Annotated in this window: 19 protein-coding genes; 11 read left to right on the top strand and 8 right to left on the bottom strand. The window is 59.3% G+C overall.

The features are described from left to right. Positions 1–145 precede the first annotated feature (145 nt). The gene (locus AC5S3R_RS18310; protein ID WP_494268616.1) at positions 146–496 is read right to left on the bottom strand and encodes a hypothetical protein; all 351 of its coding nucleotides are present in this window, start codon (positions 494–496) and stop codon (positions 146–148) included. Between the two features lie 226 nt (positions 497–722). Here AC5S3R_RS18310 and AC5S3R_RS18305 point away from each other — a divergent pair, with 226 nt between their 5' ends. The 4 genes from AC5S3R_RS18305 (at position 723) to AC5S3R_RS18290 (ending at position 3,725) form a co-directional block, all read left to right on the top strand. Beyond that, a complete protein-coding gene (locus AC5S3R_RS18305) occupies positions 723–1,442 on the top strand; it encodes a metallophosphoesterase family protein (protein ID WP_494268615.1) in 720 nt (239 codons plus the stop codon). A 97-nt stretch (positions 1,443–1,539) separates the two neighbouring features. After that, a complete protein-coding gene (gene asnS / locus AC5S3R_RS18300; RefSeq protein ID WP_494268614.1) occupies positions 1,540–2,904 on the top strand; it encodes an asparagine--tRNA ligase in 1,365 nt (454 codons plus the stop codon). A 114-nt stretch (positions 2,905–3,018) separates the two neighbouring features. Further along, positions 3,019–3,342 (top strand): type II toxin-antitoxin system Phd/YefM family antitoxin, encoded by a 324-nt coding sequence (locus AC5S3R_RS18295; protein WP_494268613.1) that lies wholly within the window; start codon positions 3,019–3,021, stop codon positions 3,340–3,342. Next, a complete protein-coding gene (locus AC5S3R_RS18290; protein WP_494268612.1) occupies positions 3,339–3,725 on the top strand; it encodes a type II toxin-antitoxin system VapC family toxin in 387 nt (128 codons plus the stop codon). Before AC5S3R_RS18295 ends, AC5S3R_RS18290 begins: the two co-directional genes overlap by 4 nt. 138 nt (positions 3,726–3,863) lie before the next feature. Here AC5S3R_RS18290 and AC5S3R_RS18285 read toward each other — a convergent pair whose 3' ends face one another. Beyond that, positions 3,864–7,307: a TonB-dependent receptor domain-containing protein gene (locus tag AC5S3R_RS18285; RefSeq protein ID WP_494268611.1), complete on the bottom strand. Its 3,444-nt coding sequence runs from the start codon at positions 7,305–7,307 to the stop codon at positions 3,864–3,866. Positions 7,308–7,630: 323 nt separating this feature from the next. Between AC5S3R_RS18285 and AC5S3R_RS18280 the strand changes: the two genes are divergently transcribed. Next, the gene (locus AC5S3R_RS18280; protein ID WP_494268610.1) at positions 7,631–8,185 is read left to right on the top strand and encodes a DUF1697 domain-containing protein; all 555 of its coding nucleotides are present in this window, start codon (positions 7,631–7,633) and stop codon (positions 8,183–8,185) included. A gap of 48 nt (positions 8,186–8,233) precedes the next feature. Here the strand turns inward: AC5S3R_RS18280 and AC5S3R_RS18275 are convergent, their stop codons facing one another. Beyond that, positions 8,234–9,481: a sugar MFS transporter gene (locus tag AC5S3R_RS18275; protein WP_494268609.1), complete on the bottom strand. Its 1,248-nt coding sequence runs from the start codon at positions 9,479–9,481 to the stop codon at positions 8,234–8,236. Positions 9,482–9,656: 175 nt separating this feature from the next. Here AC5S3R_RS18275 and AC5S3R_RS18270 point away from each other — a divergent pair, with 175 nt between their 5' ends. Continuing rightward, the gene (locus AC5S3R_RS18270; protein WP_494268608.1) at positions 9,657–10,865 is read left to right on the top strand and encodes a VIT1/CCC1 transporter family protein; all 1,209 of its coding nucleotides are present in this window, start codon (positions 9,657–9,659) and stop codon (positions 10,863–10,865) included. A gap of 65 nt (positions 10,866–10,930) precedes the next feature. On the opposite strand, the gene hxlA is transcribed toward AC5S3R_RS18270, so the two are convergent. The 4 genes from hxlA to hemG form a co-directional block, all read right to left on the bottom strand. Next, positions 10,931–11,563: a 3-hexulose-6-phosphate synthase gene (gene hxlA, locus AC5S3R_RS18265; protein ID WP_494268607.1), complete on the bottom strand. Its 633-nt coding sequence runs from the start codon at positions 11,561–11,563 to the stop codon at positions 10,931–10,933. 31 nt (positions 11,564–11,594) lie between these two features. After that, positions 11,595–12,167 carry a 6-phospho-3-hexuloisomerase gene (gene hxlB, locus AC5S3R_RS18260; protein WP_494268606.1) on the bottom strand — a complete coding sequence of 191 codons (573 nt, stop codon included), beginning with the start codon at positions 12,165–12,167 and terminating at the stop codon, positions 11,595–11,597. 70 nt (positions 12,168–12,237) lie between these two features. After that, positions 12,238–13,164, bottom strand: coding sequence for a LysR family transcriptional regulator (locus AC5S3R_RS18255; RefSeq protein WP_494268605.1), 927 nt, complete (start codon positions 13,162–13,164; stop codon positions 12,238–12,240). Between the two features lie 176 nt (positions 13,165–13,340). Continuing rightward, positions 13,341–14,807 carry a protoporphyrinogen oxidase gene (gene hemG / locus AC5S3R_RS18250; RefSeq protein ID WP_494268604.1) on the bottom strand — a complete coding sequence of 489 codons (1,467 nt, stop codon included), beginning with the start codon at positions 14,805–14,807 and terminating at the stop codon, positions 13,341–13,343. Positions 14,808–14,986: 179 nt separating this feature from the next. Here hemG and AC5S3R_RS18245 point away from each other — a divergent pair, with 179 nt between their 5' ends. The 3 genes from AC5S3R_RS18245 to AC5S3R_RS18235 all read left to right on the top strand — a co-directional run bounded on the left by AC5S3R_RS18245 (position 14,987) and on the right by AC5S3R_RS18235 (position 18,801). Beyond that, positions 14,987–16,324, top strand: a complete 1,338-nt coding sequence (locus AC5S3R_RS18245) for a cytochrome ubiquinol oxidase subunit I (protein ID WP_494268603.1) — start codon at positions 14,987–14,989, stop codon at positions 16,322–16,324. 18 nt (positions 16,325–16,342) lie between these two features. Next, positions 16,343–17,368, top strand: a complete 1,026-nt coding sequence (gene cydB, locus AC5S3R_RS18240) for a cytochrome d ubiquinol oxidase subunit II (RefSeq protein WP_494268602.1) — start codon at positions 16,343–16,345, stop codon at positions 17,366–17,368. A gap of 479 nt (positions 17,369–17,847) precedes the next feature. Then, entirely contained in the window at positions 17,848–18,801 is a 954-nt protein-coding gene (locus AC5S3R_RS18235; protein WP_494268601.1) for a universal stress protein, read from the top strand. Positions 18,802–18,937: 136 nt separating this feature from the next. On the opposite strand, the gene AC5S3R_RS18230 is transcribed toward AC5S3R_RS18235, so the two are convergent. After that, on the bottom strand, positions 18,938–20,698 hold the full coding sequence (locus tag AC5S3R_RS18230) for a CRTAC1 family protein (protein WP_494268634.1): 1,761 nt from the start codon (positions 20,696–20,698) through the stop codon (positions 18,938–18,940). 395 nt (positions 20,699–21,093) lie between these two features. Here AC5S3R_RS18230 and AC5S3R_RS18225 point away from each other — a divergent pair, with 395 nt between their 5' ends. Continuing rightward, positions 21,094–21,957, top strand: a complete 864-nt coding sequence (locus AC5S3R_RS18225; RefSeq protein WP_494268599.1) for a ComFC family protein — start codon at positions 21,094–21,096, stop codon at positions 21,955–21,957. A 32-nt stretch (positions 21,958–21,989) separates the two neighbouring features. Continuing rightward, positions 21,990–22,592 (top strand): HNH endonuclease, encoded by a 603-nt coding sequence (locus tag AC5S3R_RS18220; protein ID WP_494268598.1) that lies wholly within the window; start codon positions 21,990–21,992, stop codon positions 22,590–22,592. Positions 22,593–22,635 lie beyond the last annotated feature (43 nt).

Below are 22,635 nucleotides of genomic sequence, written 5' to 3'. Positions count from 1 at the left end.
CCACTCAAACATCCACCTCAAATGCAAAGCGGCCCGGCAAACGCCGGGCCGCTTTGTTGCTTTGCAGATACCATCACGAAACTTGGGTGTCTCACGTCCCTCGCATTTGGGGACGTGGGATATCTCTACAGCCAACTTCCTGCCTCTAAAACTTCTCCATATGCCGAAACGTAATAAACGCCCCGGAATCCGCCATCAAATCCGAAAGAAACCACCCCACCACAAACAGCCCCACAATACACGCCAGCCCCCACAGATACAGCTGCACCGGCGGCGTATGCGTAAGCGTCAAATTGCGGTCAGGATTTGCAGCAGTAGGCCAAGCATACAGCATCCCGCTTAAGTAGCAGACGCACGCCGCAAACGCCAGCCGCACCAGCATATAGACAAGTCGCTCCCTCCAATGCGCGCCGGGAATAAAGAAGGAATGAATCGCCGCCTGGTAGAGCGTAAGGATGCAGACAACAAACGAAAGCGTTTTAGCAATTTCCAGCACAGCCCGCCACCCGCAAACATTGTAGGCCTGTTTCTAAGCAGAAGTGTACCCCGCACTGTTGTGTACCTGTGCACGACTGGTAGGCCGGGGGATTTATCCCCGGCAATTTCAGTCTGCAGTCAGGTTGGGCCTTCAGGCCCTGGGGTATGCGCTTTGAAAGGCTAATTCGCACCCCACGCCCCGGCGTTATTCTGAAAGTCCTCATTTCAACCCGGAAGTTATAACGATGCGCATCGCTGTTGTTTCCGATATTCACGGCAATCGAACTGCGTTTGAAGCAGTCCTGGCAGACTTGCATCAAACATCGCCCGACATCGTCTTTCATGGCGGAGACCTTGCGGATGGCGGTTCCGGCGCGGTTGAGATAGTAGACCAGATTCGCAGCCTTGGATGGAAAGGAGTTGCCGGCAACACGGATCAGATGCTCGCGATGCCAGAAACCTTTGAGCGTTTCGCAAACCAGTCGCCGAAACTGGCGCATCTCTGGGAAGCCATTCGTCAGATGGCCGCGGCCACGCGTGAACGACTGGGTGAGGAAAGGCTGGCATGGCTGGGCAGTCTTCCACTCATTCACATCCACAATCCCATCGCCATTGTTCATGCAAGCCCCGAAAGCCCGTGGGTCGCACCATCCGAACAAGCCAGCGAGGAAGATTTACGCACACGGTACTCGTCTCTCGGTCAGCCGATTGTCATTTACGGACATATTCATCAGCCTTTTGTACGCACATTAGCCGGTTTGACCGTGGCTAACTCAGGAAGCGTAGGTCTTCCGTATGACGGTGACCGCCGCGCTGCATATCTTTTGATAGAGGATTTCAAAATCGAAATCCGCCGCGTCGAATACGACCTTGCAAAGGAATTGCAGGCGATACGGAATAGCAAAGTCCCCCATGCCGACTGGATAGCGAGAACGCTGGAGGCCGGCTCACCGCAAATGCCATAGCAGTCTACTTGGCGATTGCAACCGCTATTGCTTCGGTTCTCTCACGCCCCGGCGTTATCCTAGAATGTCCGGCCACCAACGCCGGAAGAGAGTGAGTATGTCCGAAGAAACCGCCGTAAAACCTGCCGAAACCGCTTCTGAAGCTCCGCTAGCTACCATCGCCACGCTGGGCCAATACGATGGCCAGTCCGTCACGCTGAAAGGCTGGCTCTACAACCTGCGCGAAAGCGGTAAGCTCCTGTTTCCCATCTTCCGCGACGGCACCGGAACCGTGCAGGGCGTAGCCCACATCAAATCCGTTCCCACAGAAGTTTTCGAGTCGCTGAAAAACCTCACGCAGGAATCCAGCGTCATCGTCACCGGCAAAGTCCGCGCCGACAAGCGTGCCCCCGGCGGCTACGAGCTCGACGTAGAAAACATCGAAGTCATCCAGCGCGTCCCCGAGTCCGACCCGTATCCCATCAGCCTCAAAGAGCACGGCGTCGATTTTCTGATGGAGCACCGCCACCTATGGGTGCGTACACCGCGCCAGTCGGCCATCCTCCGCATCCGCGCCGAAATCATGCGTGCCGCCGCGGAATACTTTGATACCAACGGATTCATCCGCACCGATCCGCCCATCCTTACTCCCGCCGCCTGCGAAGGTACTTCCACGCTCTTCCCGGTGGACTACTTCGGCGACCCCGCCTTCCTCACGCAATCCGGCCAGCTCTACATCGAGTCCACCGCGCTCGCGCTCGGCAAGGTCTACAGCTTCGGCCCGACGTTCCGCGCCGAAAAATCCAAAACACGCCGCCACCTAACCGAGTTCTGGATGATCGAGCCCGAAGTCGCCTACTGCGACCTCGACCAGCTCATGACGCTCGCCGAAAACTTCATCTCGCACATTGTGCAGAGCGTCCTCAAAAACCGCGCAAGCGAGCTGGAAGTCATCGGCCGCGACGTCAAAAAGCTCGAAGCCATCCTCCCTCCCTTCCCGCGCCTGCGCTACGACGAAGCCGTAAAGATGCTCAACGAAGCCCACGCCAAAGGCGAGCTCGAAAACCCCTTCGAGTACGGCAACGACTTCGGCTCACCCGACGAAACCTGGCTCACCAAGCAGTTCGACAAGCCCATCATGGTGCACCGTTATCCGGCAGCGGTAAAAGCCTTTTACATGGAGCCCGATCCCGCCGATCCGACATACGCACTCTGCGTAGACGTACTCGCCCCCGAGGGCTACGGCGAAGTCATCGGCGGCTCCCAGCGCGTAGCCAGCTATGAGCTGCTCAAGTCCCGCATTGAAGCCCACAACCTCCCGCTCGAAGCCTTCCAGTGGTACCTCGACCTGCGCCGTTACGGCAGCGTGCCCCACTCCGGCTTCGGCATGGGCATCGAGCGCGCCGTAGCCTGGATCTGCGGCCTCGAGCACGTCCGCGAAACCATCCCCTTTCCCCGCATGCTCCACCGCATGTACCCATAAAAAGCAGGGAACAGGGAGTAGAAAAACAAAAGCGGCAGCCGGGATTGGCTGCCGCTTTTTAAATTTACAACATTAGCTAAGCTAAGCTTAGCTAACCCGTGCTAAACTCTTACCATGGAAGTCAACATCCATCACGCCAAGACCAACCTCTCACAACTGATTCTCAAAGCAGAGTCCGGCGAAGAAGTCATCATCGCCCGCGCCGGCAAGCCCGTCGTCCGCCTCGTGCCAGTTGAGCCAGAACCCAAGCGCAAAATCTACAAGCCGGGCATTTTGAAAGATAAGCTGTGGATTGCTCCTGACGCCTTCGATCCCAAGCTTGATGAAGAAATAGCATCATGGTTCAATGATGGCCCAATCTTCCCGAAGGAAACCTCGGCATCTCCAAAAAAGAAGACGCGCAGGACAGTCCGTACGAACGGAGCCCGTAAACGTTGATTCTGCTTCTGGATACGCACGTCGTACTGTGGTGGCTAAAAGGAGATTCACGGCTTTCCGAACGAGCACGGAAGTTACTGGGAGATTCCTTTCATCAACGGTGGGTAAGCCACATCTCTCTATGGGAAATCGCGATTAAGGCGAACCTGGGAAAACTCGATACGGGGGATAGAAGTATCGAGGAGATTGCGCAAATGCTACGCAGTCAGGAGTTTCAGCTTCTTCCACTTCAACTGGAACATGTGTCGCGCGTGGCGGAGTTGCCTAATTTACACCGTGACCCCTTTGATCGCATGTTAATTGCCCAGGCACAGGAACTAGGCATCCCGCTAGTCACCAACGACACAAAAATCAAGCAATACCCAGTCAAAACCCTCTGGTAAAGAGTAGTTCTTCAACGAAACAAAAAAGCGGCGGCTATCAGGCCGCCGCTTTTCATTCCGTAAAACCACCACTGCCTTATCCGACCACCGGGAGGACCATAAAATCCTCCCATCGGCCGCAGTGGCTCCATGCAATGGTTAGAAGTTGAACCGCGCCGCGATTTCCACCTGCCGCGGCGTATAGAGAAACGCGCTGCTGTTCGAGTTATTCGGCACCATGAAGCTCTGCGACCCCGTGCCATCCTGCCCGGTATACGTCGCCGTCGTTCCCGACAAGCTATACAGGTAGGTGGCCTGGAATCCAGTAATGTTCTGGTGATTCGCAACGTTGAACACGTTGAGCATGAACTGCAGTCCGTAGCGGTCGAGGAACTTGAACTCCTTCTGTACGCGTGCATCGTCCACAATACGCCGCGGATAGCGGTACGAGTCGTAGCCGATCTGCGGAATGATTCCGCCGGTATAACCGGAGCCATTCCAGCCGCTGGCCAGTGCGCCTGTCGGTTTCGCGCTGCTGCTCACACCTGCCGTAAAGGGCAATCCGTTCTGCATCTGGAAGCTGTCATTCAGGCTCCAGCCGTTCGCAATCCACTTCAGCGGATTCGAGCCATGCATATTCGGGAAGTTGTACAGCGCATAAGCAACAAAGCGGTGCGGAACGTTGAACTGCGAGTTGCCGTAGTTCACGCGATAGTTCCCATACGGGTCATACCACGCTTCCGTCGTGCCCTGCGTGTTGGCGTTCTGCGCAAAATCCAGCGCGTGCGACCACGTATAGTTCGCGTCGAACTGGATGTTCTTGAACGAGCGGTTCAGCAACTCCACCACAAACGCGTTGTAGCTTGAGTTCACATTGCTGACCATCTCCGTCACCGAGCTGAAGTTCAGAGCATTCTGTCCCAGCAGTGCCGTGTTGCCATACGAGGTGTAAACCGGAACCGTGTACGTCGAGCCGTTCGCGCCCAGCGGTCCGCTGCCATTCGGATCGCCCGCCACCTTGATGGTCTTCAGCGCGGTAGTATCCGGGTTGAGGTTCACGTCCAGGAAGTTCGGGAGGTGCCGTCCCAGGCCGCCCAGGTAGCTCACCGACAGAACCGTGCCGCGTCCCATCGCCTGCTGCACCTGCAAGTCGATCTCCTGCACTTCCGGCAGCTTCAGGTTCGGAGACAGGAAGTAAGAGCTGGGGCAGGATGAGCTGCCCGGCTTGCACGTTGTCGTGGAAGCCGAACTGATCACAACCGGATACACCGGCGCGTTGGCCGTGTCGTTGTACCAGGTACGGCTGAACTGCCCATTCGGGCTGCCGGTTTCCAGGCGAATGTTTTCAAGGTTACCGTTCGTAATGCGGCCATAGTAGATGCCGTAGCCGCCGCGCAGCACTGTCCGGCCGTGGCCGTACACATCCCACGCAAAACCGATGCGCGGACCAAAGTCCGTGTTGTCGCTCGGATTGTTCGTCAGGCCGTTATAAGGCTGGAAGCTGCCCGCCGTCGAGGTCAGGTTCGCGTCCGCGCCCGGAAGCGATTCATGATCCCAGCGCAGGCCGAGCTCCAGTGTCAGCCGCGGCGAAAACTTCCAGTTGTCCTGTGCAAACACGCCCGTATCCAGCGTGGCGATTGTGTACACCGGGTTGCCAAAGCCCTGCACAAAGTCGTAATAGCAGGGATAGTTGCCGGTAACCGCGCTGCCCGAGTAGTTCTGCGAAGCATTCTCATCGCAGCCAAACGACGTGCCGTTCTTCATGTTCAACAGATCGTTAAAGTAGTTGCCGACCCAGTTGTAGCTGAAGTCGCCATTGCTCTTGTACGTGTTGTTCATCAAGTCGAAGTTGTGCACTAGGTCCACGCCGAACTTGAAGGTGTGGTTACCCTTGCTCCAATACAGCACATCGCCAACCTGCCACTTGCGCTCATCGGGATAAGCCGTGCGGTAGGAGTAATACAGCGAACCGGCATCAAAGCCATAGTTGTAACCCGCCTCAAGCTGCGGCGTGTTGGCGTTGCCAGCAGTAATGTCGGCTGTCGTATACGCAGTAAACGGCTGCTGCCCTTCGTTGTTCAGCTCGCGGCCATACTGGTAAAGCAGCTCGTTGCTGATGCGGTCCGTAATCAGGCTCGTTAACTTCGCTACGCCGTAATCCAGCTTCACAAAGTCGTTGCCCTGCGAGTCCCGCGCGTACATATCCGCGGCGCTCGTCTGCACGCCGCCCGGCGAATCCCAGCGCAGCCGGTGATACAGCACGCTCACATGCTCGCGCGGCGTCACCTGCCAGTCGAGCTTCGGCGTGTTGATCTCCTGGTAGCCAAAGCGCGAAACCTGTCCCAGGTCGGAGTTCAGGCCAAGGTCGTCAATCGGCGTAACGCCGGAGCCAAAGCTGGATGTCTGCACATTCGCGCTGCCGTTCAGCAGCGCCGTCCAGTCATACGAGGCTTGCTCATAGCTCACACCCTGGCGGGCCGCCAGCGCGCAAACGTTGGCGTCGTTAATGGCTCCGCTCGGAGCCCCTGTCAACTGGCCCGTCGTTGTGCTGCAAGCCTCGCCCGTAGCAAGCTGCGCCGAAGGAAGCGTGTAGAACTGCGTCGGGTTGTAAGGAATGCCCACCACCGGGAAGACGTGCGTGTGCTGGTCATACGTGTACATCCAGAACAGCTTGTCCTTGATGAGCGGACCGCCCGCCGTAAACCCGTAAATCTTGCGCAGGTCCTCCGGCTTGATGTGCGTCGTAACGTTCGCCCCGTCCTCAAACGTGGTAATCGTCGTGTACGGGTTGAAAGCGTTCCAGTTGCTCTCGCGCTGGTAGAAGTAAGCCTGCCCGTGAATCTGGTTCGTGCCGCTCTTCGTCACAGAGGTGATAACACCGCCGGCCGCGCGGCCATACTCAGCCGAGTAAACGCCCGTATTCACCGCAAACTCGCGCACCGCGCTGCCCGCCGTCGAATAAGCCTCGCGCGTACGTCCGCGCTCTTCCGCAAAGAAGGCCTGGTTGTCGTCCGCGCCGTCAATTTCCACGTTGTTCAGCAGTGTGCTGATGCCGCGCACGCTCACAAGGCCGTAGCCGTTGCCGTCGCTGACCACGCCCGGCGTCGTCATTGCCAGGCTCGACCACCGGCGGTTGTTGATCGGCACATTCTGCATTGCCACCGTGTTCAGTGTGGAATTAAAGTCCGGCGAGTCCGAATTCATCACCGGAACCTGCTCGCCGTTCACCACCACTTCAGTAGAAGAAGTAGTAAGAGCAAGGTGCGGATCGAGTCCGGTTACCTGGCCCACCTGTACAACGAGATTCGCGCGATAGGGCGCAAAGCCCTGCGCGGAAACGCTCACTGTGTAGCTGCCGGGTTCCAGCAACGGGGCTTTGAAGTAGCCGCTGCCGTCGCTTGTCAGCTTGATTTCCGCGTTGGTGGCGTTGTTGTGAATCGTAACGGTCGCCGCGGGCACAATGGCTCCGCTCGGGTCCTGCACCGTGCCCGCTACGGCGCCCTGCGTTGTGCTCTGCGCCCGCACAGCCGCGGGGACAAAACACATTCCGGCGCCAAGCAGTGCAAGGCAAAGAGTGCGTTGCAGAGATTGAGATAATTTCATCGATTGGCTCTCCTAAAAAATGCGGATTCTACAAATCCAAGTCTGAGGGCACAGCAAGAACGGCCCCTCGAAGATGGTTTTATGGTTGGCACGCCGTTTATTTGTACGGCTGCGCCACCAGGGGAGGTCGATTGCCTGAACGGCAACTTATGATCTGGGTTGAGATAAGACAGTAATCTCAGACGCAGTATGACCTTTATATAAGGCTGACACAACCGTTTTACGCTCACGTTAAAGAAGCAGAAAGACGTTCCGAACGTCCCTTGATGCGGTTTCGGGGTTACACTTTCCGCAGCATTTGAGCCGAAAACCACGGAGTCGTGATGCCAACCTATATCGTTCTTCTCCGCGCCGTAAACGTAGGCGGAACCGGCAAGCTTCCCATGGCTGATTTCCGCAACCTGTTGGAAGATTTAGGCTTCCGCAACATTCAGACCTACATCCAAAGCGGTAATGCCGTCTTCGACGCCACCGGAACCGCCGCCAAAGTCACCCAATCCATCACCGCGGCCCTCGAAAAGCTCCTCAGCGCCCCCGCCGGCGTCATTCTCCGCACCCACGACCAGCTCACCCGGACCATTTCCGGTAACCCCTTCGCCGTTGAAGCCGCCGCCAACGGCGCTCTCGTCCACGCTGCCCTTCTCGCAACCCCCGCCAGTGCGGAAGCTCCCGCAGCCTTAGCCGCCCTCGCCGCCAAATACCCCACCCGCCGCGACCGCTACCACCTCGACGGCGACGCCATCTACTTCCATTTCCCAGACGGCGCAGGCGAAACCAAGTTCAGCGGCAAAACCCTCGACAAGGCCTTGGGAGCCACCGCCACCGCTCGCAACTGGAACACCATCCTCAAACTCCACGAAATGTCCAAGCCCAAATAGAAAAGCCCTCCGGCAATCGCCGAAGGGCCTTCCACAAACCAGCTTCCGTTACGAAGTCTTCTGCTTCGACCCCCAAAGCCCGTAGTAAGCAATAAACAGGTAGCAAATCGCCGGAATAATCAGCGCGGTCTGAATATTGTGTGTCGCATCGGCCACTGCGCCAATCGCCAGCGGCACAATCGCGCCGCCCACCACGGCAGTCATAATCAGTCCCGACCCCTTGCTCGTCAGCGGCCCAAGCCCCGCAATGCCCAGCGCAAAGATATTCGGGAACATAATCGAGTTGAAGAACCCGCAAAGCAGCACGGCAATAATCGCCGTCCAGCCATGCGTAAACATGGAGAGCAGCACAAAGAACAGCGCCGCAAAACCGAAGATACCCAGCAGCTTCCCGGCCTTGATAATCGTCAGCATCCACGAGCCCAGCAGACGGCCAATCAGCGCGCCCAGCCAGTAGAGCGACACAAGGAACGAAGCAATCTTCGCGTCAGAAACGCCCTGCGTCTTGAAGTAGTTCACGGCAATCGAAGCCAGCCCCACCTCAACGCCTACATAAAGAAAGATGCCCAACGCACCCAGTACCGTATGCCGGTAGCTCCAGATGCTGCGCGTCAAAATCGAATCGCCATCCTTACCCGGACGGAACTCCTGCGTATGCTGCACCTGCGGCAGGCTCAGGAACATGACGATAATGCCAAGAATCAGCAGCCCGCCCGCAATCGCCAGGTAAGGCCCGCGAACCGTGTTAGCAACAGCCGCCTTGCTCGAAAAGTCCGCCGAATCCGTAAGAATGTAAGCACCCGCAACCAGCGGAGCAATCGTACCGCCCACCGAGTTCAGCGCCTGCGCCAGCGTCAACCGCACCGGGGCCGACTGCTCTGGTCCAAGAATCGCAACATAGGGATTCGCCGCCGTCTGCAGCGCCGTCACGCCCGCGCCCACCACAAAGATGGCCGTAAGAAACATCGGAAAGCTGACCAGCTTGGCCGCCGGAACGAACAGCAGGCACCCAACCACCTGGATAAACAGCGAGACCACCATCGTTTTCTTGTAGCCAATCATCTGAATCAGCCGCGAAGTCGGCGAGGAGAAGACAAAGTAAGCAAGAAAGAAAGCCGACTCAACCAGCATCGCCCATCCATAGGGAAGGTCGAAGATATCCCTGAGGTGCGGCACCAGGGCCATATTCAGGTTGGTAATAAACCCGAAGATAAAGAACAGAATGGCCACAGTAATAAACGGGCCTGTGTAATTTGGCGCACTAGCAGCCGCCGGAGGTGTCGATCGCGTTGCCATTGAGGGAGGACCTCGATTCTTTCAAAAGTCGCATAAAACACGTACTAACCCAACAACTGTAACAGTGAAGCGTAGACCGTGAACAGTGCGCGGAAGGTTGTCACCGGGTACAGCCCACTTCCCCATCCAATGCTATTCTCTTCTTTCGACAGGCAATGAGGTTGGGGGAAACTGCTTGGCAAGCGAACCGATAAACGAAGCCCGCAAGAGCAAAATTCTTGCCGCCCTCGAAGGCAACTGGCAAGCCGAAATGGAGGGCTATCACACCTACAACACGCTCGCTAACCGTGATTCCGACCCGGTGCGAGCGCAGGTGCTACGTCATCTTGCCGCTGCCGAAATCGAGCACGCCGCGCTATGGGCTCAGCGCATCAAGGAATTGGGCGGCCCCGAGCCCACCTATAAAGGCAGCAAAGGCGGTCAGGCCGACAAAATCTCCCATCAGGCCGGCGGTCTCCGCACCTCGCTCCAGCGTCTCGAAATCGACGAAGGCCGCGACATCGCCAAATACGGCGTACAGCTTCAGGAGCTAGGCGACGAAGGCTCCGTCGAAATCCTGCACCATGTCATCGAAGACGAAAAAGCGCACCACCGCGAACTGAGCTCGCTGCTCCGCGGCCACTACGCACCATCTCCAGACAGCGCCCACAAGGTTGACCCCAAAGCCGTCCTCAACGAGCTGCTAGCCAAGCGCGACAATGGCCGCCAGCAACCCGGAAGCTGGATAGGCGACGCAATCTACGGCGTCAACGACGGTCTTGGAGCCATCTTCGGCATCGTCTCCGGCGTCTCCGGCGCAACGGCGGGCGAAAGCAAATACGTTCTCCTCGCCGGACTCTCCGGAATGATTGCCTCCGCACTCTCGATGGGCTCTGGAGCCTACCTCGCCGCCAAAAGCGAGCGCGAAATCTACCAGGCCGAAGTCGCCCGCGAACGCGAAGCCCTCAGCCTCAACCCAGCAGAAGCCCGCGAGCTTCTCTCGCTCTACTACCAGGTCAAGGGCCTGCCCGAAGCAGACGCCTTTCAGGTCGCCGACCACATCGCCCGCGATCCCAAACAAATGGTGCGAGCACTGGTCAGCGAACGCCTCGGCTCCAGCGAAGACGCCCTCAGCAAGCCTATGGTCTCCGCCACCTCCGGCGCGCTCTCCACCGCTGTCGGAGCCATCATCCCCGTCCTCCCGTTTTTCTTCCTTGGCGGAGTCACAGCCATCATCGTCGCCGCCATCGTCTCGCTGCTCGCGCACTTCGCCGTCGGCGCAGCCAAGAGCCTCATCACCGTCCGCTCATGGTGGTCCTCAGGCCTCGAAATGACGGTAGTAGGCGCAGTAGAAGGCGCAGTCACCTACGGCATCGGCATGCTGCTAGGCACCGGCGGACTCTAATCCAAATAAAAACGGGTGCATCCACTCCGCAGAGCCAATGCACCCGTTTCAAAGCAAACCGTTACTTATCCCAACTTCTGAATCTTCTCGCGCAGCGCCTTAGCCGCGGAAGCCGGGTCCTTGGCCCCGTAGATGGCCGCACCGGCAACCGCAATCGTCGCCCCCGCTGCTTCCACCGCGCCAATGCGCTCCGTGTTAATCCCGCCCGCAACCGAGAACGGAACATCCGCGCTGCGTCCCGCTTCCAGCAGGCTGTCAATGCTGTAGCCAGCCTGCGCCTGTTCATCGAGCCCCGCATGCAGCTCAACCCAGCTCACGCCCAGCTCCTTCAGCTCCTTCAGGCGAGCTACCTTGTCCTTCACGCCAATCATGTCGGCCACAACAGACTTGCCATGCGCCTTCCCGGCCTTCACTGCGCCCGCAATCGTGCTGTCCGCCGCTGACGCAAGCACGGTCACAATATCCGCGCCCGCTTCAAACGCAAGGTTCGCTTCCAGCTCGCCCGCGTCCATCGTCTTCATATCGGCAAAGACCAGCTTGTTGGGATAAGCAGCCTTCACGTTGGTCACCACGCTCAGTCCCTGCTGCTTAATCAGCGGCGTGCCCAGCTCAATCACGTCCACATGCTCAGCAACTTTGTTCAACAGCGTAAGCGCGTCCGCGGTGGAAAGAAGGTCAATTGCTACCTGCAGTTTCATTGTTCCATTGCTCCTGATGTATTCCAGTTAGTTATTCAAGATTGGCGTGGCGCTTCCAAAGCTCCTGCGCGGACTCGCCACGCTCGTGCCACATCTGCTGAAAGAGAATGTCCATCAGCAGCAGCACCGCCTGCTCAAACAAAGCGCCCGCATATTGTTGGGAAATCGTTCCGCCATGCTCCTGCTTGGTAGCCGCAGGAATCGTAAGTAACGCATCCGCCACCGCACCCAGCGGAGACGCGGGCGCAGCAGTAATCACCAGCACCTCAGCGCCAGTTTTCTTCGCAACCTGCGCCGCATGCAGCGGCCCAGCCGTCGTGCCAGACCCCGAAGCTACCACCAGCAAATCCCCGCTCGCAATCGCCGGAGTCACCACTTCGCCAGCCACGTAAACCGTAAGCCCAAGGTGCATCATGCGCATGGCAGCCATGCGCAGCGCCAGCCCGCTGCGTCCCGCGCCCATAAAAAAGACGCGGCGCGCGCCAACAATAAGCTGGCCCGCAGTTTGAACCTGTTCCTGTGACACCGCCTGGAGAGTGCGCTGCAATTCGCCTAAAACCAAATCGCAGCCGGGGAGAGCGTGCGTTGAATCCTCAACCAACATGACTCTCCGAGCATGACACCGCCCGCATTCCCAAATCCAACAGGAAATTCTGATGATTGATAGGAGTCTTCTATCTCCGCGCAGCCTTCTTCCTCACCACATAAGGCTCATGCGCCTTCAGAATCCTGCGAATCTCCGGCACAACCTCCTTCGAGTGCGCCAGCTCCAGCCACATACGAACCGGCGCAGGCAGCGGCCCATGCTTCGCCGCAAGAAAACCAACCGTAGCCTGCTCCTTGCGCAGCGCAAAAGCCCGCAGCCGCGGCGCACTGGCAAAATACGCCGCCAGCGACTGCGGCAAAATCGTAGACCAGCGGCCAGAGGCCACATGCGCCGCCACCACCGCAATCGAGTCGGTATAGAGAACCCCGGAAACTCCCTGCAAACGCCGCTCTAACGCAGCAGGCAGCGCCGAGCGCAACAAGCAAAGCGGCTCCGCAACCGCTTTCTCCCATGTAAGCGCAGACTCTTCAAGCCGGTCTTTCGCCGTAAAGAAAAACATCCCTTCGCGATACAGCGAATGGCTATCCAGCCCATCCCCAGCCGCGTCCTCAAGATACGTAATCGCCACATCCAGCTCGCCATCGCGAATCTTCTGCACAAGCCGCGCCGCGTCCTGCGTCTCCATCGACAACTGCAGCTCCGGCGCGCGCTCTGCAAAGGGCACGCTCAATACGGAAGCCAGCGCCATCGTCGCCGGCAGCGCGCCCACGCGAAACGGGCCCTGCATCGCCTGTCCCTTCAGCGTATGCAGCTCATCCTTCAGCCGTGTGCAGTCGTCCATCATCTGCTGCGCCCAGGCAAGCACGCGCTCACCCTCCGGCGTAAAGCCCTCAAAGCGCCGCCCGCGCTTCACAATCTGCACGTCCATGTCTTCTTCAAGCTGCTTGATGCCTGCCGAAAGCGTCGGCTGCGAAACACTGCACGCCGCGGCAGCGCGCGCAAAATGCCGTTCCTGGTTCAAAGCAAGCAGGTATTCAAAATTGCGAATAATCAAAGTAGAAAAGACCCCCCTCCGCGACCATCCATCGCGATCACAGGCTTCTTCTATTCTCTTCGATTTCAAAGCAGCGCGATTTCAGGACGAATGCCGGACGCCGGACGCCCCACATCTCCCGCAGTTGAAGATGTGGGATAGCGCTCCCGCTCGTTCTCCCGCAATCGAGCTAAAAGCTAAGAGCTAACAGCTAAAAGCTCTTTCGCCGCCTTGCGCCCCAGCCGAATGCAATCCGGAATCCCAATCCCGTCATAAGCATTGCCCACAAGATGCAGCCCCGGCCAAACCGCCACGCGCTCGCGAATCCGCGCCACCCGCTCCAGATGCCCCACAGCATACTGCGCCATCGACCGCCGCCAACGGCTCACGCGAGCCTCTTCCGGCTCAATATGCAGCCCGGCAATCCTGCTCCCAAGAATCTCCGCAATCTCCCGCCGCGCCGTAGCAATCAACACCTCGTCCGGCTGGTCCAGCAGCGACTCATTCCGTACGCCGCCCAGAAACGCCCGCAGCACAGCCTTGCCCCTCGCCGTCCGCCCCAGAAATTTGCGATGCGCAAAGGTGCAAGCCAGCATCGCCCGCCCTGAGCTAGCCGGAACCAGGAACCCAAACCCATCCGGCAGCGGCCCAAGCATGGCCTCGTCATAAATCAGGTTCACAGCAATTGAAGAGGAATAAGGAATCCCCGCCAGCTCTTCGCTCAACTGCGCATCCACCGTAGCCAGCAGCTTGCTCGCCGCCCATGCCGGGGTAGCCACAATCAGCGCGTCAAACTCCTCGCTGCCCGCCGCCGTCGTCACGCGCCAGCCATCTCCGCTAACCCGCTCCACCGAACGCACCGGCGTATGCAGCCGCACCGCTTCCGTATTCAGCCTCGCCGCCAGCGCATCCACCATCTCCTGCAGCCCGCCGCGCAGCGTAGTAAAAATACTGCGCACACCGCCGCGAACAGCCCCCGCAGGCCGCGGCGGCGGAGACTTCCGCATCTCCAGCATCGCCTTCGTCAGCGAGCCATACTTCGCTTCCATCTCCACAAGCCGAGCCAGCACCGCCCGCGCGCTCAACTGGCTCGCCTCGCCGCCGTAAATGCCGCTCAGCAGCGGTCCCGCAAGCCTGTCCACAACCTCCGGTCCATAATGCCGCTCCACAAGCGAAGCCACCGACTCATCCTGCTCACTGGGCCGCGGCGGATGCAGCAGCTCCAGCCCCATCCGAATCTTCGTGCTTAGCGAAAACAGCGGCGATAACGCCGTCGGAACCAGCTTCGTCGGCACCAGGAACATCAGCCCATCCGGCAGCGGCACCAGCCGGTTCTTCACCACAATGTATGTCTTCCGCTGCGGGTCATTCGAGGGAAGCAGCGACTCGCCCAGCCCCAGCTCGCGGCAAAGCTCCGCCGCCGCAGGCTTCTCCGAAAGAAACGAGTCCGGCCCATCCTCCAGCACCGAGCCGTTCACGCGCTCGCTGGCAATCACGCCGCCCAGCCGCGCGCCCGCCTCGAACAGCGTGTACGCCGCGCCGGCTTTTTCAAGCTCGTACGCCGCCGCCAGCCCCGCAATGCCCCCGCCAATGATTGCCGTACGCATCTCTCTATCCACGTTTAGATTATCGGCAGCCAGCAAGGTTGTAGAAGCGTATCTCAAAATACACACTCCCTGACTGCAATCTACGGTCCCACTTTCTGGGAGAAAGTGACAAGAATCACTCATCGCCCTTTCTCGCGGAGGCGTATAACAAAGAGTTCACACAACGAACGGACGAGCTCCGGAGCCTGCGCACACGTCCGCGCAGCCAACAACCATCGGACGAGCTGGGGAGTTGCATGACCGCTGAGTTGATTCACCGCCTCCACTTTGCCTTCACCATCACCTTTCACTATCTCTTTCCGCAGCTCACCATGGGCCTCGCACTGCTCATCGTCGTCCTCAAGACAGTAGCGCTGCGAGCCTCCGACCCCCCAAAATCCGAGCTATGGGACAACGCCGCCCGCTTCTGGGGAAAAATCTTCGGCATCAATTTCGTCATGGGCGTCGTCACCGGCATCCCCATGGAGTTCGAGTTCGGCACCAACTGGGCGCAGTTCTCCCGCGTCTCTGGCGGAGTCATCGGCCAGCCGCTCGCCATGGAAGGCGTCTTCAGCTTCTTCCTTGAATCCGCCTTCCTCGGCCTCTTCCTCTACGGTGGACACTTCCTCTCCCGCCGCATGCACTGGTTTTCGTCGGTAATGATTTTTATCGGCTCATGGATATCCGGCTTCTTCATCATCGTGACCGACGCATGGATGCAGCACCCCGTCGCCTATGAAGTCCTCAACGGCCACTATGAAGTGCTCAGCTTCTGGCAGCTTCTCCTCAACCCCTGGGGCCTCCTGCAATACATGCACAACATGACCGGAGCAGTCGTCACCGCATCCTTTGTCATGTCCGCCGTCGGAGCCTTCTATCTACTCGACAACCGCGAAACCGAGTACGGCCGCATCTTCCTCAAAGTCGGAGTCATCGCGGGCCTCCTCTCTACCATCGCCATCATCTTTCCCACCGGCGACCTCCACGGCAAGTACGTAGCGAAGAATCAACCCGCCGCCATCGCAGGCATGGAGGGCCTCTTCCACAGTGAAACCGGAGCAGGCATCGTGCTCATGGGCCAGCCCAATGAAGAAACCCAGCAGATCGACAATCCCATCGTCATCAATGACGTGCTGAGCTTCCTCATTTACGGCACCACCAAGGCGGAAGTCAAAGGCCTCGACCAGATTCCGCATGACCAGTGGCCCACAGCCCTGCCATTGCTCTATTACAGCTACCACATCATGGCTGGCCTCGGAACGTGGTTCGTGACGCTCATGCTCCTCAGCGCCTTCCTGTTGTGGAGACACAAACTCTTCACCACGCGCTGGACACTCTGGCTCTTGCTCATCAGCTTCCCGCTGCCCTACATCGCCAACACCGCCGGATGGATGACCGCGGAGCTGGGCCGCCAGCCATGGCTCATCTACGGCCTCATGCGCACCAGCGAGGGCTACTCGCAAATGGTCTCCGCCAGCAACGGACTCTTCACGCTCATCGGCTTCATGGGCATGTACACGCTGCTGGGCCTGCTGTTCACCGTCCTCGTCTATCGCGAAATCAGCCACGGCCCCGAAGCCGAAGCGGCCCACTAGCCGGAAAGGAGCACAACAATGGGATTCATCTGGTTCTGGCTGGTCGCCATCATGATCGTCGGTTACGTTGTCCTCGACGGCTTCGACCTCGGCGTCGGCATCCTGCATCTCTTTCTTGTTCGCGACGAAGCCGAACGCAAAGCAAGTCTCAAATCCATAGGCCCCGTCTGGGACGGCAATGAAGTCTGGCTACTCGCCGGTGGCGGCACGCTCTACTTCGCCTTCCCGCTCCTCTATGCCTCGGCATTCTCAGGCTTCTACCTGCCGTTAATGATCGTCCTCTGGTTGCTCATCCTGCGTGGCGTCAGCCTCGAACTCCGCAACCACGTAGACCTCGGCGTCTGGATGCGTCTCCTCGATGGCATCTTCGGCATCGCCAGCGCCCTGCTCGCCATCTTCTACGGAGCAGCACTCGCCAACGTCATTCGCGGCGTGCCGCTGCGCGAAGACGGCTTCTTCTTCCTGCCTCTCTGGACCGACTGGCAACCCGGCTACAACCCCGGCATCCTCGACTGGTACACCGTCATCGGCGGCCTCGTCGCGCTCATCGCCCTCACGCTGCACGGAGCTCTCTGGATCTCCCTCAAAGTCGAGGGCGACCTCGCCGACCGTGCCCGCGAAACAGCACAGCGCCTCTGGCTCTCGCTCGCCGGCATCACGCTGGTCAGTCTTGGCGCCACGCTCGGGGTACGCCGCTCCATGCTCGACAACTATTTCCAATACCCGGTGATGTTCCTCATCCCACTCGGCGTAGTGGCCTCTCTCGTCGGCATTCTCGTCTGGAACCGCAGCGGCCAGGCCGTGAAAGCCTTCCTCTGCTCCTGCGCCTACCTCTTCTTCATGCTCGCCGGAGCCTGCTTCGGCCTCTACCCCACGCTGCTCCCCGCCACCGGTGGCCCGCAGTTGGACATTACCCTCAACCGCGCCCTCAGCGGCCCGCACACCTTGGCAGTAGGCCTCGCATGGTGGGCCTTCGGCATGACCTTAGCCGTCTGCTACATAGTCTTCGTCTACACAAGATTCAAAGGCAAAGTGGAAGTGTAAGAGGAACAGGGAACAGCATTGGATACAATTCCACAAAGTTCCGTGCCCCACCCTTGCGACTTTTTTTCTGCCGCAAGGGTGGGATACCTCAACCGCAAGTTCTCCCGTCTAAGCTCTCCCACAAAGCCAGCAGCTATCCCCGTTCTCCCACAAAATCAGCGGGTGTCATCCTGAACGAAGCGCACTGGGGCCCACGAAGTGGGGTAGGCGGAGTGAAGGATCTGCGGTTGTTTTTTATAGCCTTTGCTTTTTACAGTCTTTCCGTCTTTATATAGTTCTGAGCCCTTTATCTAAAACCCTGTCCCCTGCACCCCGTCCCCCGTCCCCTGCCTTTTTTCCTGCAACTTTTCTCTGTCCCCAGCGTCTCAACAACCGGATAGCCTTCGCTTTGTGACGCCGCTCACAAGAGCAAGTGTCACCCGGCACTGCAATCCGGCAAACAACCTGTCATCGTTAAGTTCGTACGCAGGAGGTTTCCCATGGCCACCGCACTCAAGGCCGGGTGGAGCAAACCCGCCTCAATCCTCTTCGCTTCCGAAGTCCCCGCCAATCAGACAGCCTTCGCTTATGCCTTGGCGCAAGCCCGCGAATTCGGTTCGGAGCTCACCATCTTCCACGCCTATGACACCTTGATGGCCTCCTCGGCCAACGCCTCCGGCATCGTCTACTACGATTTCGAAGCCGCCGCCGCAGAAGACATCAAGCATCTGGAGCCGTTAGCCGAGCACGCCCGCGAAGCCGGCATCACCTGCCAGCTCGTCGCCCGCCCCGGCCTCCCGGAAGACCAGATACTCAAATACGTCCGCGAACACAACATCGACCGCATCGTAATGGGCACGCACTCACCCGGCCCCATCGGCAAGCTGCTCGTCGGCTCGGTAGCAGAAGCCGTTCTGCGCCGCTCGCCCATCCCGGTCTTCGTCGCCGGGCCGGAAGTCCTCGAAGGCACTTACCGCAACTTCATGACGCACACCGTTCTCTGCGCCGTCAGCCTCACCGAAGACTGTGAGCCCGTCGTCGAGTTCGCCGCACGCGTCGCTCAGCAGCACAAAGCGCGCCTCGTGCTCGAACACGTCATCCGCCCGCAGGAGCGCCGCGAAATCCTTGCCCACCAGACACTCACCGAGATTGAGAACCATCTCATCAACCTCATCCCGCTTGAGATGCAACAGGCCGTCCAGGCGCAAGCCATCGTTGTCGCTGGCGACCCCACCGAGGAACTGCTTTACCAGAGCCGCGCCCAATACGCCGACCTCATCATCCTCGGCGCACACGGAGCCTCAGCCTTTGCTGCCATCACGCGCCACGGTGTCGTCTACAAGGTGCTCGCCCACGCGCAATGCCCGGTCATCACGCTTTCGCCCGCCCTGCTCGCCGCGCAAGGCACAGGCAAAGTCACAGTGACCGAAACCTACATGGCCGGAGTTATTTAACGGTGAGTAAGCGGGGGGATTCAAGAAGACAGGCAACAGCCGTAACGATTGCCTGAAGAAACACAGCACCAGCGTTGAAAGCTCACCAAAAAGCCGCGAACCAGCTTGAGGATTCAAGCCTGGTTCGCGGCTTCCTTTATTTCCCGCAAGCCTTCCCGCCGCTGCACATCGCGCCGGTAACGCCCTTTCCCTCTTCAATCGTATAAATCCGGTCTACCCCCGGCAGCTTGAAGCTCTCCACCTTGCCATCCGGCCAGTGAATCTCCGCCGTTCCCGCATCGGTCGCATCCCCCAGCCCAAAGTGCGGCCTCCGGTCATTCGCCCCAATGTAGCTCCCGCTAGCCAGCACATCCTGCCGCTGCTTCATGCCATTCGCCGTCAAAAAAACCGTAGCGCAGGTAGCGTCCTTCGGTCCCTTAGGCCCACCAACCAGGCTCATCGCCACCCAGTGATGCTTGTCGCTATTCACATTCCTTAGCAACACCGCCGGTCCGTCAATCGGGCTGATAACCACATCCACCTTGCCGTCATTAAACAGGTCGCCAAACGCCGCACCGCGCCCGGAAATCACCATCGCCAGCCCCGTATCCTTCACCGCTGGCTGCAGCTCAAACTTCCTGTCCTTCCCATTCCCCGCAACATTCCGAAACAGCAGCGCCCGCTCCGCCCACGACGTCCCCCACTGGTGCTCATCCACCTGCGGATACACATGCCCGTTCACCTCCAGCAGGTCCAGCCACCCATCATTGTCATAATCCAGAAAGCCATCGCCCCACCCCACAAACGGAATCGTCGGCAGCGCCAGCCCTGTCTTATAGCTCACATCCGTAAAGCTAGCGTTTCCATCATTGCGATACAGCACCTTGTAGTCATCGCCAAAATCCGAAACAAAAAAATCCGCCTGCCCGCTGTTCTCGTAGTCGCCCACCGCAATGCCCATCGAAGCAATCTCATGCCCCGCATCATTCAGCGCAAAGCCCGAAGGATAGCTCTCATCATCAAACGTCCCATTGCCCTTGTTGAGATAGAGCATGTTCGGCATCGAGTCATTCCCCACCAGCAAATCAGGCCGCCCATTCGCATTCAGCGAGATAAAAACCGGAGTCAGCCCATACGCCTTGTCCTTGTCCTCCACGCCCGCCTTCGCCGTCACATCGGTAAACGTGCCATCGCCATTGTTATGAAAGAGATGGTCCGGCTCGCCCACCAGCCCGCGTGGTCCGCAGTTCACCACAATGCCGCGATATTGGCACTGCGCATAGTTCAGCGACTTCGACCCGCTCACCGGCAGATTATTCCGGTCAAGATGCACATACCCGGCCACATAAAGATCGAGCCGCCCATCGCCGTCATAGTCGCCCCACGCCGACCCCGCCGACCAGTTCCCCAGCGTCACGCCCGCCTTCTCCGCCACATCGGTAAACGTGCCGTCATGGTTGTTATGAAACAGCCGGTTCTTCCCATAATTCCCCACAAAGATGTCCGGCCAGCCGTCATTGTCATAGTCCGCCACGCTCACGCCATAACCCCAGCGGTCGTTCGTCACGCCCGCCTTCGCGGCCACATCCGTAAACGTCCCATCGTGGTTGTTATGAAACAGCGCCGCATGCGGCATCGGCTCCTTGCCGTCCAGCGCATCAAACGTAGCCCCGTTCACCAGGTAAATATCCAGCCACCCGTCATTGTCGTAGTCAATCAGCGCCACGCCCGACCCATTCGTCTCGACAATAAACTTCTTCTCCGGCACACCCATCTTGTGCACCCAGCCGGAAAGTCCCGCCTCTTTCGCCACATTCTTAAAAATCACCGGCCCCGTGTCCACAAAGCCCCCGGCAGTAATCGGCCTGTTCTCTGCGTCAAAAACCGGCCTAGCCCCCAGCCCCCCGGCCACACCCATGGCCGGCCCCTGGGCAGCAGCCCCTTGCTGCCCCTGCAAGGAACCCGCAACCCCAACAAAAGAAAGCGCAACAACCGCCACCCAACCGCAGCGCAACGAAAAAAATGTAGTCCGTTTCACGGCTTCGAGTGTACCGCGTATCCCCTCCCTGCGCCCTGTTTCCCATACCCTGTACCCTGACTTTTGTTAACCCAAAGAGTTCCATAACGCGGTCCCCGCGCTTGTCACGCAGCCCGCAAGCGCGTATACCTAAAGGCGAAGGGGCAGTACGACACGCTGCCCAGAGAGTGAGGTGCGTCTTCAGCACGAACTCTGGTTCGCTGATACTCGACGTTCCCCCATCGGAGACCACCCGGTGGCGTGCGGTCTCTCGTGTGCTCCGAAGTCCGCTTGCCGTGGCTTCCGGAACCCTGGACGTACTCTTTTCCACCGTCTACCCCACCCCCTGCTCGCTCTGCGGCGCTCCTCTGCCGCGCTTTTCTGCTGCTCCCATCTGTGAAACCTGCTGGGCCGAGATATCGAGCCAGGCCATGCCCGTTTCTGCCAGTGACTCCTGCCAGCAGTGCGGCGACTTCATAGACATGTCGATGCCCGGCCTTTGCCGGGCCTGCCAGATTGTTCCGCCGCCCTTTGAACGGGCGGCGTTTTCGTATCTCTACCGCGGCCGCATGCGCGACGCCATCCATGCCCTCAAATACGACCGCATCACGCCCGCCGCCAAACATCTGGGCCGCATGCTGTCTGCCGCCATCGCGCGGCTCCACGGCATCGCACCCAACAGCCTGCTCGTAGTCCCCGTCCCGCTCCACCGCCGCCGCCACTCCGAGCGAGGCTTCAACCAGACGCGCCTCCTCGCCCGCCACGCACTGGCATCCCTTCGGCGTACCCATCCCGAATGGAAACTGACGCTAGCCTCGCGCATCCTTATTCGCACGCGCCATACCGAAAGTCAGGCCAGCCTCACTAACCGCCAGCGCCGCTCCAACGTACGCGGAGCCTTTCGCGTCTCCGCGCCCGCTGCCGTAAAAGGCAAACACATTCTGCTGGTGGACGACATTCTCACCACCGGCGCAACAGCCCGCGCCGCGGCAAACGCACTCAAGCGCGCCGGGGCCGAATCCGTCTGGGTGGCCACGCTTGCCCGTGCCCGCCGTGACGCCGACACTGTTCCCCAACCAACCTCAACCCCAACCGGCAAGCCAGTCGAGCCGACAGCAGCTTCAGGCATGTTTCATTTCACTTCCCCATCATCCACCTGAAAGGGCATAGACCGATGTCATTGGGAAAAGCCATGATTCACGCACGCAAGCAGAAATCGATTGCCAGGGTTGCCGCCGCGCACGCGGGCGAGGCCATCAGCCCGGCTCATTCGAACCACGTGCTGCAGATGCCGGTTCTCGTGCTCAACGCCTCTTACGAGCCCATCAACATCTGCGGAGCCCGCCGCGCCCTCGTCCTCGTGCTCAAGGGCATTGCCCGCGCCGAAGAGGAGCACGGCCTAACGCTGCACGCGCAGCACAGCCGCGTCGCCATGCCGTCGGTCATCCGGCTTCTGGAATACCGCCGCATCCCGCACCAGACCCGCGCCCTCTCGCGCAAAAACATCCTGCTCCGCGACCGCAACACCTGCCAGTACTGCGGCGTAGTGCTGCCGTCCAATGAGCTCACACTCGACCACGTAATCCCGCGCTCCCGTGGCGGCAACTCCACCTGGGAAAACCTCGTAGCCTGCTGCCACGGCTGCAACCGTCGCAAAGGCAACCGCATGTTGCACGAAATGGACGACATGAAGCTGGCCCGTGAGCCCCGCTCCTTCTCGCTCCACACCAGCCGCCAGATCATGCGCATGCTGGGCCGCGGCGACGACCGCTGGCGCAAGTACCTCTTCTATTAAGCCGCGCCCGCTCGCGAAATCGGCATCAACGGTTTTCGTAACA

This window comes from Occallatibacter sp. FHG110214_02, from assembly GCF_059115385.1.
Note: the sequence above shows the minus strand (reverse complement) of the source record. Positions and strands in the feature narration are given on the sequence as shown.

What these genes read in the sequence shown, in the direction of transcription:
- AC5S3R_RS18305 (WP_494268615.1), top strand. Translation starts at nt 723, where the DNA reads ATGCGCATCGCTGTTGTTTCCGATATTCACGGCAATCGAACTGCGTTT.
- asnS (WP_494268614.1), top strand. Translation starts at nt 1,540, where the DNA reads ATGTCCGAAGAAACCGCCGTAAAACCTGCCGAAACCGCTTCTGAAGCT.
- AC5S3R_RS18295 (WP_494268613.1), top strand. Translation starts at nt 3,019, where the DNA reads ATGGAAGTCAACATCCATCACGCCAAGACCAACCTCTCACAACTGATT.
- AC5S3R_RS18285 (WP_494268611.1), bottom strand. Translation starts at nt 7,307, where the DNA reads ATGAAATTATCTCAATCTCTGCAACGCACTCTTTGCCTTGCACTGCTT.
- AC5S3R_RS18280 (WP_494268610.1), top strand. Translation starts at nt 7,631, where the DNA reads ATGCCAACCTATATCGTTCTTCTCCGCGCCGTAAACGTAGGCGGAACC.
- AC5S3R_RS18275 (WP_494268609.1), bottom strand. Translation starts at nt 9,481, where the DNA reads ATGGCAACGCGATCGACACCTCCGGCGGCTGCTAGTGCGCCAAATTAC.
- hxlA (WP_494268607.1), bottom strand. Translation starts at nt 11,563, where the DNA reads ATGAAACTGCAGGTAGCAATTGACCTTCTTTCCACCGCGGACGCGCTT.
- hxlB (WP_494268606.1), bottom strand. Translation starts at nt 12,167, where the DNA reads ATGTTGGTTGAGGATTCAACGCACGCTCTCCCCGGCTGCGATTTGGTT.
- AC5S3R_RS18245 (WP_494268603.1), top strand. Translation starts at nt 14,987, where the DNA reads ATGACCGCTGAGTTGATTCACCGCCTCCACTTTGCCTTCACCATCACC.
- cydB (WP_494268602.1), top strand. Translation starts at nt 16,343, where the DNA reads ATGGGATTCATCTGGTTCTGGCTGGTCGCCATCATGATCGTCGGTTAC.
- AC5S3R_RS18235 (WP_494268601.1), top strand. Translation starts at nt 17,848, where the DNA reads ATGGCCACCGCACTCAAGGCCGGGTGGAGCAAACCCGCCTCAATCCTC.
- AC5S3R_RS18230 (WP_494268634.1), bottom strand. Translation starts at nt 20,698, where the DNA reads ATGGGTGTGGCCGGGGGGCTGGGGGCTAGGCCGGTTTTTGACGCAGAG.
- AC5S3R_RS18220 (WP_494268598.1), top strand. Translation starts at nt 21,990, where the DNA reads ATGATTCACGCACGCAAGCAGAAATCGATTGCCAGGGTTGCCGCCGCG.